Source organism: Modestobacter sp. SSW1-42 (assembly GCF_046635825.1).
Taxonomy (GTDB): domain Bacteria; phylum Actinomycetota; class Actinomycetes; order Mycobacteriales; family Geodermatophilaceae; genus Modestobacter.
In genome coordinates this window covers 417,642-430,069 of sequence record NZ_JBISCA010000002.1, presented here as the reverse complement: position 1 = coordinate 430,069, position 12,428 = coordinate 417,642, and the positions used below count along the sequence as shown (strand labels likewise).

Annotated in this window: 13 protein-coding genes; 4 read left to right on the top strand and 9 right to left on the bottom strand. The window is 74.8% G+C overall.

Annotated features, from left to right (window positions below; genetic code table 11):
- Positions 1 to 15: 15 nt before the first annotated feature.
- From ACGBYP_RS07245 to ACGBYP_RS07205, 9 genes are read right to left on the bottom strand one after another with little or no spacing between them, the layout of a single operon-like run.
- Positions 16 to 882, bottom strand: a complete 867-nt coding sequence (locus ACGBYP_RS07245; protein WP_411582596.1) for an aldehyde dehydrogenase family protein — start codon at positions 880 to 882, stop codon at positions 16 to 18.
- Positions 882 to 2,324, bottom strand: coding sequence for an aldehyde dehydrogenase family protein (locus ACGBYP_RS07240; protein ID WP_411582595.1), 1,443 nt, complete (start codon positions 2,322 to 2,324; stop codon positions 882 to 884). The genes ACGBYP_RS07245 and ACGBYP_RS07240 overlap by 1 nt, the downstream gene beginning before the upstream one ends.
- Before the next feature lies 1 nt (position 2,325).
- Positions 2,326 to 3,333, bottom strand: coding sequence for a deoxyribose-phosphate aldolase (gene deoC / locus ACGBYP_RS07235; protein WP_411582594.1), 1,008 nt, complete (start codon positions 3,331 to 3,333; stop codon positions 2,326 to 2,328).
- Positions 3,334 to 3,381: 48 nt separating this feature from the next.
- A complete protein-coding gene (mnhG, locus tag ACGBYP_RS07230) occupies positions 3,382 to 3,762 on the bottom strand; it encodes a monovalent cation/H(+) antiporter subunit G (protein ID WP_411582593.1) in 381 nt (126 codons plus the stop codon).
- A complete protein-coding gene (locus tag ACGBYP_RS07225) occupies positions 3,759 to 4,091 on the bottom strand; it encodes a monovalent cation/H+ antiporter complex subunit F (RefSeq protein ID WP_411582592.1) in 333 nt (110 codons plus the stop codon). Before ACGBYP_RS07225 ends, mnhG begins: the two co-directional genes overlap by 4 nt.
- Positions 4,088 to 4,714 (bottom strand): Na+/H+ antiporter subunit E, encoded by a 627-nt coding sequence (locus tag ACGBYP_RS07220; RefSeq protein ID WP_411582591.1) that lies wholly within the window; start codon positions 4,712 to 4,714, stop codon positions 4,088 to 4,090. The genes ACGBYP_RS07225 and ACGBYP_RS07220 overlap by 4 nt, the downstream gene beginning before the upstream one ends.
- Entirely contained in the window at positions 4,711 to 6,450 is a 1,740-nt protein-coding gene (locus ACGBYP_RS07215) for a Na+/H+ antiporter subunit D (protein ID WP_411582590.1), read from the bottom strand. Before ACGBYP_RS07215 ends, ACGBYP_RS07220 begins: the two co-directional genes overlap by 4 nt.
- Positions 6,447 to 6,947, bottom strand: coding sequence for a Na(+)/H(+) antiporter subunit C (locus ACGBYP_RS07210; protein ID WP_411582589.1), 501 nt, complete (start codon positions 6,945 to 6,947; stop codon positions 6,447 to 6,449). Before ACGBYP_RS07210 ends, ACGBYP_RS07215 begins: the two co-directional genes overlap by 4 nt.
- Positions 6,944 to 9,823: a Na+/H+ antiporter subunit A gene (locus tag ACGBYP_RS07205; RefSeq protein WP_411582588.1), complete on the bottom strand. Its 2,880-nt coding sequence runs from the start codon at positions 9,821 to 9,823 to the stop codon at positions 6,944 to 6,946. Before ACGBYP_RS07205 ends, ACGBYP_RS07210 begins: the two co-directional genes overlap by 4 nt.
- Before the next feature lie 95 nt (positions 9,824 to 9,918).
- Between ACGBYP_RS07205 and ACGBYP_RS07200 the strand changes: the two genes are divergently transcribed.
- The 4 genes from ACGBYP_RS07200 (at position 9,919) to ACGBYP_RS07185 (ending at position 12,423) form a co-directional block, all read left to right on the top strand.
- Positions 9,919 to 10,335, top strand: coding sequence for a helix-turn-helix domain-containing protein (locus ACGBYP_RS07200; protein ID WP_411582587.1), 417 nt, complete (start codon positions 9,919 to 9,921; stop codon positions 10,333 to 10,335).
- 97 nt (positions 10,336 to 10,432) lie between these two features.
- Positions 10,433 to 11,056, top strand: a complete 624-nt coding sequence (gene upp, locus ACGBYP_RS07195; protein ID WP_411582586.1) for a uracil phosphoribosyltransferase — start codon at positions 10,433 to 10,435, stop codon at positions 11,054 to 11,056.
- 1 nt (position 11,057) lies between these two features.
- A complete protein-coding gene (locus tag ACGBYP_RS07190; RefSeq protein ID WP_411582585.1) occupies positions 11,058 to 11,948 on the top strand; it encodes a Gfo/Idh/MocA family protein in 891 nt (296 codons plus the stop codon).
- 52 nt (positions 11,949 to 12,000) lie between these two features.
- On the top strand, positions 12,001 to 12,423 hold the full coding sequence (locus tag ACGBYP_RS07185) for a DUF805 domain-containing protein (protein ID WP_411582584.1): 423 nt from the start codon (positions 12,001 to 12,003) through the stop codon (positions 12,421 to 12,423).
- Positions 12,424 to 12,428: the final 5 nt, after the last annotated feature.

Genomic DNA, 12,428 nt, shown 5'->3' with positions numbered 1-12,428 from the left:
TGCTCGCCGGGGTGGCTACACCCCCATCGGGTGCCAGACCGACTTGGTCTCCAGGAACGGGCGCAGCCGCGACAGGCCGGGGTCGCCCACCCAGTCCGGCTCCTCGGCCGGGGCGCGCAGCACCCGCTTGACCGTGCCGGCGGCCGAGCGCTCCAGCTCCATCGCCAGCGGACCGGCGGTGCCGGCCAGGTCGACCGCGTCGACGTCGGCGTGCTCGGCCAGCCACGGTCCGATCTCCGCGGCGTCACCGGTGAGCAGGTTGACCACGCCCCCGGGGACGTCGGAGGTGGCCAGCACCTCGCCGAGGGTGATCGCCGGCAGCGGCCGCCCCTTGGAGCTGACGACGACGGCGGTGTTGCCACCGGCCAGCACCGGGGCGAGCACGCTGACCAGGCCGAGCAGGCTCGACCGCTGCGGCGCCAGGACCGCGACCACGCCGGTGGGCTCGGGCAGCGAGAAGCCGAAGTACGGGCCGGCGACGGGGTTGCTGCTGCCCAGCACGGCGGCCAGCTTGTCGGTCCAGCCGGCGTACCAGACCCAGCGGTCGATGGCGGCGTCCACCTCGGCGCGGGCCTTCGAGCCCGACAGGCCCTCGCCGGCGGCGACCTCCTCGGCGAACTGGGCCGCGCGGCCCTCCATCACCTCGGCGACCCGGTACAGCACCTGGCCCCGGTTGTAGGCGGTGGCGGCCGACCACTTCCCGAAGGCGCCGCGGGCGGCCACGACGGCGTCCCGGGCGTCCTTGCGGGAGGCCCAGGCGGCGTTGGCCAGGAAGTGGCCGCGGGAGTCGCGCACCTCGTAGGTGCGGCCGGACTCCGAGCGGGGGAACGCCCCGTTCACGTAGAGCTTGTACGTCTTGCGCACCGTCAGCCGGTCGGACATCAGTCATCGCCCTTCAGGTACGCGGCCAGGCCCTGCCGGCCGCCCTCGCGGCCGTAGCCGGACTGCTTGTAGCCGCCGAACGGCGAGGTGGGGTCGAACTCGTTGAAGGTGTTGGCCCACACGACGCCGGCGCGCAGCTTCGAGGTGATCGAGAGGATGCGCGAGCCCTTCTCCGACCAGACGCCGGCGGACAGCCCGTAGGTGCTGTTGTTCGCCTTCGCGACCGCCTCGTCGGGGGTGCGGAAGGTGAGCACGCTGAGCACGGGGCCGAAGACCTCGTCGCGGGCGATCCGCTGCGCGGGGGAGACGTCGGTGAACACGGTGGGCTTGAACCAGTAGCCACGGGCCGGCAGGTCACCCTCGGGCTGCCAGCGCTGCGCCCCCTCGGCGTCGCCGGCGGCCACGAGCTCGCGGATCCGCTCCAGCTGCGGGGCGGAGTTGATCGCGCCCAGATCGGTGTTCTTGTCCAGCGGGTCGCCCACCCGCAGGGTGCCGATCCGGCGCTGCAGGGCGGCGACGACCTCGTCGTGCACCGACTCCTGCACCAGCAGCCGGGAGCCGGCGCAGCAGACGTGGCCCTGGTTGAAGAAGATGCCGCGCACGATGCCCTCGACGGCCTGGTCGACCGGGGCGTCGTCGAAGACGATGTTGGCCGCCTTGCCGCCGAGCTCCAGAGTCAGCCGCTTGTGCGTGCCGGCCACCGCGCGGGCGATCGAGCGGCCCACCTCGGTCGAGCCGGTGAAGGCGACCTTGTCGACGTCGGGGTGGCTGATCACCGCACGCCCGGTCTCACCGGCGCCGGTCACGATGTTGACCACGCCCGGGGGCAGGTCGGCCTGCTGGCACACCTCGGCGAACAGCAGCGCGGTCAGCGGGGTGGTCTCGGCCGGCTTGAGGACGACGGTGTTGCCGGTGGCCAGCGCCGGGGCGACCTTCCAGGCCAGCATCATCAGCGGGAAGTTCCACGGGATGACCTGACCGGCCACGCCCAGCGGCCGCGGCGCCGGCCCCAGGCCCGCGTGCTCGAGCTTGTCGGCCCAGCCCGCGTGGTAGAAGAAGTGCGCCGCGGCCAGCGGGACGTCGACGTCCCGGCTCTCCCGGATCGGCTTGCCGTTGTCCAGGGTCTCCAGGACGGCGAACTCCCGCGCGCGCTCCTGCAGCAGCCGGGCGATGCGGAACAGGTACTTGCCGCGGTCGGCCGGGCGCATCGGCCCCCAGGTCTTCACGAACGCCCGGCGGGCGGCGCGCACGGCGCGGTCGACGTCGGCGTCGGAGGCCGTGGCGACCTCGCTGAGCACCTCCTCCGTGGCCGGGTTCAGCGTCTTCAGCGGGGTGCCGGTGCCCTCGGTGGACTCGCCGTCGATGAACAGCCCGTAGCTGGGGCGCAGGTCGACGATGGAGCGGGACTCCAGGGCCGGGGCGTACTCGAACATGCTGGTCATGTCAGTCCACGCTCACGTGGTCAGGGCCGCTGTAGTGGCCGGTGCGGAGCTTCTGGCGCTGGAGGAGCAGGTCGTTGAGCAGGCTGGAGGCACCGAGCCGGAACCAGTCGGGGGACAGCCAGTCGGAGCCGACGGTCTCGTTGATCAGCACCAGGTGCTTGACGGCGTCCTTCGTCGTCCGGATGCCGCCGGCGGGCTTGACCCCGACCTGGCGCCCCGTGGCGGCGCGGAAGTCGCGCACGGCCTCGAGCATCACCAGGCAGACCGGCAGCGTGGCGGCGGGGGAGACCTTGCCGGTGGAGGTCTTGATGAAGTCGCCGCCGGCGAGCATGGCCAGCCAGGAGGCGCGGCGGGCGTTGTCCAGGGTGACCAGCTCGCCGGTCTCCAGGATGACCTTCAGGTGCGCCGGCCCGCAGGCCTCCTTCACCGCCACGATCTCCTCGAACACGTCGAGGTAGCGGCCGGCCAGGAACGCACCGCGGTCGATGACCATGTCGATCTCGTCGGCGCCGTTCGCGACGGCGTCCCGGACGTCGGCGAGCTTGACCGCGCGGCTGGCCCGGCCGCTGGGGAAGGCGGTGGCGACGGCGGCGACCTTGATGCCGGTGCCGGCCAGCGCCTCCTTCGCCACGCCGGCGAGGTCGCCGTAGACGCAGACCGCGGCGACCGCGGGGCAGGAGGCGTCCTCGGGGTCGGGCCGGCGGGCCTTGGCGGCCAGGCTGCGCACCTTGCCCGGGGTGTCCGAGCCCTCGAGGGTGGTGAGGTCGACCATCGAGATCGCGGTGTCGATCGCCCACGCCTTGGCCGTGGTCTTGATCGACCGGGTGCCCAGCACGGCCGTGCGCTGCTGCGCGCCGACCTGGTCGACGCCGGGCAGCCCGTGCAGGAAGGCGCGGAAGGCGGCGTCGGAGCGGGTGACGTCGGCGAAGGGGTCCGGCGGCGTGCCGGCCGGGCCGCCGACCGTGGGCTCACCACCGGCCAGCGCGTCAGGGTCCAGCACGTGGGTCATGCCCGGCATTCTCCACCGTTCCCGACCGGGCAGCGGCGCCCACCCGGGTCACGGGCCGCCCGGCGCCCCGCCCTCGGGTGGCGCGGGCGGCCGGGTGCCGGCCAGCTCGTCGACGAGCAGGCGGTCGCGGCGCACGTGACGGCGCCGGTAGGCGATCCGGCTCACCAGGTGCGCGCTGACCGGCGCGGTCAGCAGCTGGAAGAACGCGACCAGCAGCAGCATCCAGGTCACCGACGAGCCGGTCAGCCGGATCGCGGCGCCCGTCATGATCAGCAGCACGCCCACCGCCTGCGGCTTGGTGCCGGCGTGCATCCGGGACAGCACGTCCCGGAAGCGCAGCAGACCGACCCCGGCGGTGAGGCAGAGGAACGCGCCCAGGAGCAGGCAGGCCATGGCGACGACGTCGGCCACGGAGTCCACGTCGTTCACGGCCGCACCTCCTCGGCGGGCGCGTCGCCGGCCGTCGTGGCCCCGGGCGTGCCGGGGTCGTCGGCCGGCTCGGGCAGCATGCCGCCGATGTAGCGGGCCACCGAGACGGTGCCGACGAAGCCGAGCAGGGCGACCACCACCAGCACCGGGACGACGGTCCGGTCGCGGGTGAGGGCGGCGTAGACGGCCAGCCCGGCGGAGATGATGACCAGCAGCGCGTCGGTGGCCACCACCCGGTCTAGCAGCGAGGGGCCCAGGGCCAGGCGCACGAGCGCGAACAGCACGCCCGTGCCCAGCATCGCGAAGGCGAGCACGGAGACGACGGTCATGACGTGGTCCTCTCCCCGGGGCGGGGTCCCGGTCGGCGGGGGCCCCGGTCGGCGGTGTCGGGGGCGGCGGTGTCGAGGGGGGCGGTGTCGAGCGCGGCGATGTCCTCGGCCCGGCCGAAGGCGCGCACCACGCGCTCCTCGGTGGCGAGCACCGAGGCCCGCTGCCGCTCGACCGCGGCCAGGTTGCGGACGGCCAGCAGGTGCAGCGCGACGGTGCGCTGCTCGCGGTCCAGGTCGATGACCAGCGAGCCGGGCACCAGCGACAGCGACTCGGTGACCAGCGTGAGCAGCAGGTCGGAGTCGGTGCGCAGGGCGACGGTGATGATCGCGCCGTCCTCCAGCGTGCCCGGGCGGACGGCGGCCCAGGCGACCTGGGCGCTGGAGGTGGCCAGGTCGAACACGAAGCGCACGAGGTAGCGGAGCACCGCGACCGGGTGGAACGCCGCGCCGCCGGTCACCGGGGGCAGCGGGAGCAGCCAGGTGACGGCGACGGCGACCACGGTGCCCGAGATGAGGTTCGCCCAGGACCAGGTGCCCCACAGCAGGTTCCAGACCAGCACCAGGGCCACCAGCAGCGGCACCTGGTCCCGCAGCCGGCGGAGCGCCACGTCGGGGGCGGTCACTCCACCACCTCCCCGCCGAAGACCGACTCCAGGTAGGGCGTGCGGTCCAGCAGGTCGCCGGCAGCGCGGTCGGTGAAGCCGTACAGCGGCCCGGCGACCACCGTGAGCGCCACGGTCAGGGCGACCATCGCGGCGGTGGCCCCGAGCATCACGCCCGGCAGCGGCCGGTCGGGGCCGGGGCGGGGGTCCAGGTGCCGGTCACCGAAGCCGTCCCGGGACGGCCCGGTGTCCGTGGCCACGGCGGTGTGCCGGGCCCAGGCCCGCGCGCGGGCCACCGTCCGGGGACGGCGGCGCGCGGCGGTGCTGCCGCCGGTGGCCGGGGCCGGGCCGCCGGCGGCCACCCCGACCGGCTCCGGCGCCGTCTCGGGTCCCGCGTCGGCCGCCGCGGCGGCGGCGGTGTCGGCGCCGGGTGCCTGCACCGCGGGCCGCCAGAAGGCCCGGGTCCAGACCCGGGCGACGGCGACCAGGGTGAGCAGGCTGGTCACGACGGCCCCGCCGACCAGCACCATCGCCGGCCAGCTGCCGTCGGCCGCCCCGGCCTCCAGGAGCCCGAGCTTGCCGATGAAGCCCGACAGCGGCGGGATGCCGGCCAGGTTCATCGCCGGCACGAAGAACAGCACGGCCAGCAGCGGGGAGGAGCGCGCCAGCCCGCCGAGCCGGTCGACCGACGTCGACCCGCCCTGCCGCTCGACCAGGCCGGCGACCAGGAAGAGCGTGGTCTGGATGGCGATGTGGTGGGCGACGTAGAAGACCGCCCCGGCCAGGCCGGCCGTCGTCCCGAGGGCGATGCCGAAGACCATGTAGCCGATGTGGCTGACCAGGGTGAAGGACAGGATGCGGCGGATGTCGGTCTGCGCCACCGCGCCCAGGATGCCGATCACCATGGTGGCCAGCGCGGCCCACATCAGCACGTCGTCGAGCGCCCCGCCGGGGAACAGGAGGGTCTGGGTGCGGATGACCGCGTACACGCCGACCTTGGTGAGCAGACCGGCGAAGACGGCGGTGACCGGTGCGGGCGCGGTCGGGTAGCTGTCGGGCAGCCACGCCGACAGCGGGAACACCGCGGCCTTGATGCAGAAGGCGACGAGCAGCATCGACTGCAGCAGCAGCTGGGTGCCCTCGGGGAGCTCGGCCAGCCGGACGGCGAGCTGGGCCATGTTGACGGTGCCGGTCGCGGCGTAGACGAGCGCGATGGCGGCCAGGAAGAGCAGCGAGCTGAGCAGGCTGACCACGATGTAGGTGATGCCGGCCCGGATGCGCGGCGCCGAGCCGCCCAGGGTCAGCAGCACGTAGCTGGCGGTCAGCAGGATCTCGAAGCCGACGTAGAGGTTGAACAGGTCGCCGGCCAGGAACGCGTTGCTCACGCCGGCGATCAGCACCAGGAAGGTCGGGTGGAAGATCGACAGCGGTGTCTCCTCGTCGCCGTCGGCCGAGCCCTGGCCCACGGCGAACACCAGCACCGCGAGGGCGACCGAGCTGGCCACGACCAGCATCAGCGCCGAGAGCCGGTCGACCACGAGCACGACGCCCAGCGGCACCGGCCAGCCGCCGACCGACACCGCCTGCGCGCCCTCGGCGTCGGCCAGCACCAGCAGGGCCACGGACACGGCCAGCACGGCGCTGAGCACCAGGATGCTGAGCGTCCGCTGGGTCCGGGGGTGCCGGCCGACCAGCAGCGCGCCGGCCGCCCCGAGCAGCGGCAGCAGCACCGGCAGCGGCGTCAGGACGCTGGTCACGAGCGGCTCCGGGTGGTCGAGGGGAGGTCGACGTCGTCGGAGGCCGCGGTGGCCGGGGACGAGGCGGGCAGGCTGTCGGCGTGGGCGGCCGGCCGGTCGGCGGGGTCCAGGTCGTCGGGGTCGAGGTCGTCGGCGTCCATCGCCTCGCGGGCCGCGACCCGGCGGTCCTCCTCGTCGACGCCGACCACCTCCTGGCGGACCAGCCGCCAGGACCGGTAGATCACCGCGAGCAGGAAGGCGGTGATCCCGAAGGTGATCACCACGGCGGTCAGCGCGAAGGCCTGCGGGAGCGGGTCGCTCATCTCCTCGGGCTCGGCGACGCCCAGGATCGGGGCCAGCCCGGCCGGCCCGCCGCTGGACAGCAGCAGCAGGTTGGTGGCGTTGCCCAGCAGCAGGAAGCCCAGCAGCACGCGGGTGAGGCTGCGGTCCATCAGCAGGTAGACGCCGGCGGCGTACAGGCCGCCGATGACCACGGGCAGGACGACGGTGGGGGTCATCGGACGATCACCTCCTCGGGGGTCGAGTCGACGGGGTCGTCCTCGTCGACCTGGCGGTCGAGCTCGGCGCCGAGGCTGCGGAGGACGTCGAGCACCAGGCCCAGGACGATCAGGTAGACGCCGATGTCGAAGAACAGCGAGGTCACCAGCTTCACGTCGCCCAGCACCGGCAGGGTGGTCTGCAGGATCGCCGTCTGGAGCACCTCGGCGCCCAGCGTCAGCCCGACCACGCCGGTGCCGCCGGCGAACAGCAGCCCGGCGCCCATCAGCAGGCCGGGGTCGACCGGAGCGGCCTCACCGAGCTCGTAGCGGCCGCCGGCCAGGTAGCGCAGCACCAGCGCGAGCCCGGCCACCAGCCCGCCGGCGAACCCGCCGCCGGGCTCGTTGTGCCCGGTGAACAGCAGGTACAGCGAGAACACGACGATCGTGTGGAACAGCACCCGGGTGACGACCTCGAGCACGACCGAGCGGCGCTGCGGGGGCAGCGTCGCGGACGCGGCCAGCCACCGGTTCCGGGGCGCCCAGCGGGTCGGGGGCGAGGCGGGGGCCTGGCCGGGTGCGCGCTCGACGGCGCCGGTGCGCCGGCGCAGGAAGACCAGGCTGGCCACGCCGGTGGCGGCCACCACCAGCAGCGAGATCTCGCCGAGGGTGTCCCAGGCGCGGATGTCGACCAGGGTGACGTTGACGATGTTCTCGCCCCCGCCGAAGGAGTAGGCCTCCGCCGGGTAGTCGACCGACACCGGCGCAGCGGTGCGGGCGGCCAGCGCGACCGCGCCCACCGCGGCCATGAAGGCGCCCACGCAGACGGCCACCACGCCGCGGAGGGCACGCTCGCGCGGCCGGTGCCGCTCGGTGATGTCCTTGGGCAGCTTACGCAGCACCAGCACGAAGGTGACCAGCGACAGCGTCTCGACCAGGAACTGGGTCAGCGCCAGGTCGGGCGCGCCCTGCAGGACGAACAGCACGGCCAGCGCGTAGCCGGTGACCCCGACGACCAGCACGGCCGACAGCCGCTGCCGGATCCGCACGGCCAGCACCGCGGCCACCAGCGCGGTGGCGCCGACCAGGGCCTGCACGGGGGAGTCCCACGCCCGCCACTCGCCGGGCCACGGCGCGCGGAACACCAGCACGCTGCCCGGCAGCGCCAGGACGACGACCAGGATCGTGCCGAGGTAGGCCGGCAGCGAGCCGCGCTGCGTGGTGCCGGTGACCAGCACCGCGAGGCGGTCCAGGCCCTGCATGGTGTTCCAGTACCCCTCGTCGGCCGAGGCCCCGACGGCCAGCCGCTGCTGCACCCGGGTGACCCGGGCGCGGGCGGCGAACAGGAGTGCGCCAGCGACGACGGTCACCGCCGACAGCGCGAGCGCCGGCTGCAGGCCGTGCCACAGCGCCAGGTGCTCGGCCTCGGGGGCGAGCAGCGGCAGGGCGGCGGCGTGGCCGGCGACCAGGCGGTCGAGCAGCGGGCTGGCCGGCCCCAGCGCCAGGCCGCAGAGCGCGAGCAGCGCCGGCGCGGTCAGGAACAGCGGGCCCGGCGGGTGGACCAGCGCAGCGGGCTCGGTCGCGGCCAGCCCGGGCTTGCGGGCGAAGGCGCCCCAGACGAAGCGGGCCGAGTACGCCACGGTCAGCACCGAGCCGAGCACCAGGCCGGTCAGCACCAGCAGCGCCGCCGTCCGGTCCGGCAGGCCGCCGTCCAGCAGCGCGGTGAAGGCCGCCTCCTTGCCGACGAAGCCCAGCAGCGGCGGGAGGCCGGCCATCGAGGCCGCGGCCAGCGTGCCGATGACGGCGAGCACCGGCAGCCGCCGGCCCAGGCCGGACAGTCGGCGCAGGTCGCGGACGCCGGTGGCGTGGTCGATCACGCCGACGGTGAGGAAGAGCGTGGACTTGAACAGCGCGTGCGCGACGGTCATCACCAGGCCGGCCGCGGCCAGCTCGGCGCTGCCGGCGCCGACCAGCACCATGAGGAAGCCCAGCTGGCTGACGGTGCCGAAGGCCAGCAGCAGCTTCAGGTCGTGCTGGCGCAGCGCGCGGTAGCCGCCCACCAACATGGTGGCCAGGCCCAGGCCGAGCACGACCGGCCGCCAGCCGGGCACGTCGGCGAGGCCCGGCGCCAGCCGGGCCACCAGGTAGATGCCGCCCTTCACCATGGCGGCGGCGTGCAGGTAGGCGCTGACCGGGGTGGGTGCCTCCATGGCGGCGGGCAGCCAGAAGTGGAACGGGACCATCGCCGACTTGGTGATCGCCCCGACCAGCACCAGCAGCGTGCCGGTGACCACCAGCGGGCCGCTGCCCGGGTCGGCGACGACCTCCGACAGGAGGTACGAGCCGCTGGCCTGGCCGAGCAGGATGAGCCCGACCAGCATCGCCAGCCCGCCGGCGGTGGTGAGCACCAGCGCCTGGCTGGCGGCGCGCCGCCCGGCCAGCCGGCCGCCGGAGCCGCCGATCAGCAGGAACGAGAAGACGGTCGTGAGCTCCCAGAAGACGTACAGCAGGAGCATGTCGTCGGCCAGGACGAGGCCGAGCATGGAACCGGCGAAGGCGGTGAGTGTGCCGGCGAACCGGCCCAGCCCCTCGTCGTCGGGCTCGAAGTAGCGCGCGCAGTAGACCAGCACGAGGGCGCCGACCCCGGTGACCAGCGAGGCCAGGGTGAGCGAGAGCTGGTCCAGCCGCAGCGTGATCGCCAGGTCGAGCGTGGGGATCCAGGGCGTCGTCTCGGTGACCGCACGGCCGTCGGTGACCGCGGCCAGCTGCGCCAGCACCCAGCCGAAGGCGACGCCGGGGACCAGGGCCAGGGCCAGGAAGGCCGACCGTCCCCACCGGCGCACGAGGAGCGGGGCGGCCAGGGCGGCCGCCAGGTGCAGGGCGAGCAGTGCGGTCATGCGTCTCCCGGGTAGGACGGGCGGCGGTGAGGTCAGCCTAACAGCGTTGTTCGATTTGTTCGACTTGGGCGAACTGAACGGCTTACCATCCCGGTGTGCACTCCGCGGCTGTTGCTGACCACACCGTCGACCCGCCGGCCGACGCCACCGTCCTGGCCGAGCTGGGCGAGCTGCTCGCCGCCCTGCCCGCGGGCGTCTCCTGGTCCGTCGGGCCGGACGACGGTGAGCGCCGGGCGCTGCCCGCCGAGCTGGTCGAGGTGCTCGCGCACGCCGCGGCCGCGCTGGCCGGGGGGCACCCGGTGACGCTGTCCTGCCACGAGCCGGTGCTGTCGACCCAGCAGGCCGCGGTCCTGCTGGGCGTCAGCCGGCCCACGCTCGTGCGGCTGCTGGACTCCGGCGTCATCCCCTACGACCAGCCGCGGCGCCACCGCCGGGTGCGGCTGGCCGACCTGCTCGCCTACCAGGAGCGCTGCCACCACGCCGAGCGCACCGCGGGCGACCCGCCGTCCTGAGGGAGGGCGCGCTGCCCGCCACGCCCCGCTCCCCGCGGCGCAGGTCCCTGCAGCGGGGCCGGTCCGGGACGCCACCGCGGCCGTTACGGTGTGCGGCGTGCAGCTGACCGTCGTCGACCACCCGCTCGCCCGTGCCCGTCTGTCGAAGATGCGCGACGAGCGCAGCGACAACGCCACCTTCCGCGCCGCGCTGCGGGACCTGACGACCTTCCTCGTCTACGAGGCCACCCGCGACCTCGCGGTCGCCGAGGACCCGATCACCACCCCGGTCACCACCACGACCGGCTACCGGCTGGCCGGCCCGCCGCTGATCGTGCCGGTGCTGCGCGCCGGGCTGGGCATGGCCGACACCGCGCACAGCATGCTGCCGGAGTCGCAGATGGGCTTCGTCGGGCTGGCCCGCAACGAGGTCACCTTCGAGCCCGAGCCCTACATGGCCTCGCTGCCGGAGTCGCTGGTCGACCGGCACGTGTTCGTCCTCGACCCGATGCTGGCCACCGGCGGCTCGCTGGTGAACTGCTGCACCCTGCTCACCGACCGCGGTGCCACCGACATCACCGTGCTCTGCGCCCTCGCCGCCCCCGAGGGGCTGCAGCGGCTCGAGGAGTCCGGGCTGCCGCTGCGCGTCTTCACCGCCAGCGTCGACGAGCGGCTCAACGAGCACGCCTACATCGTCCCGGGCCTCGGCGACGCCGGAGACCGCCAGTTCGGCTCGGTCTGAGGTGCGGTTCGCCGTCCTGGGCACGGGCTTCTGGGCCCGCACCGTGCACGCGGCCTCGCTGGCCGGGTACCCCTCCGCCGAGCTCGTGGGCATCTGGGGCCGTGACCTGGGCAAGGCGCAGGACGCCGCCGCGGAGTTCGACGTCCGGGGCACCGACGACCTCGACGCGCTGCTGGCCGACGTCGACGCCGTGAGCATCTCGCTGCCCCCGGACGTGCAGGCCCCGCTCGCCGAGCGCGCCGCCGCGGCCGGCAAGCACCTGCTGCTGGAGAAGCCGGTCGCGCTGTCCCTCGCCGCCGCCGACCGGGTGGTGGCCGCCACGGAGGCAGCGGGCGTGGCCTCGGTCGTCTTCTTCACCAACCGCTTCCGGACGGCGACCTCCACCTGGCTCGAGCAGGCCGCCCGGACGACGCTGACCGGCGGCTCGGTCACCTGGCTGGGCTCGCTGGCCGGCACCCCGTTCGACGACTCGCCGTGGCGGCACGAGCACGGCGCCCTGTGGGACGTCGGCCCGCACGCGCTCTCGCTGCTCGTCCCCGCGCTCGGCCCGGTCACCGCGGTGCAGGCCGGCGCCGGGCTGGGCGACCTGGTGCACTTGGTGCTCACCCACACCGCGGGGCGCACCAGCACGGTCACGCTCAGCTCCACCGCGGCCCCGATGGCGGCCGGCATCGAGTCCTGGGTGCACGGCGACGCCGGCCGGCTGGTGCTGCTGCCGGAGTCCGACACCGCCACCGACGCGCACCGGGTCGCCGTCGACGAGCTGCAGGCCGCGGCGCTGACCGGCGGCGCGCACCCCTGCGACGCGGCCTTCGGCCGGGACGTCGTCCGGGTGCTCGAGGCGGCCCGGCGCTCGCTGGGCTCGGGCTGCCGGGAGACCGTGGCGGCGTGACCGGGCGGGACGCCTGCCCGCCCCGGACCCCGAACGCGGGGACACTGGGCGCGTGAGCATCTGGGAGTGGTACGTGCGCCGGGGGCGGATCGACCGGCGCACCTGGTGGCTGCAGTACGCCCTGCCGGTGGCGGCCCTCAGCGTGCTGGCGCTCCTCGCGGACCTGGCGCTGGGCAACACCGACCTGCAGCGGATGGTGGAGACGGGGGTCCCGGACTACGGGCCGTTCGTGCAGGCCGTGGGCCTGTTGACGCTGCCCGCCTCGATCTCCGGCGCCGTCACCCGGCTGCACGACCGCGGGCTGCCGGCCTGGGTGGTGCTGATCGTGTTCGTGCCCCTGCTCGGCCAGCTGGCCCTGCTCGGGCTCACCGGCTTCGTCCGCGGTGACGCCCGCCCCAACCGGTACGGCCCACCTCCCGGCATCCCGCCCACGGCCACGGGCGAGCCGCTGTACGTGCCCCCGACCTGGAACTGAGCCGC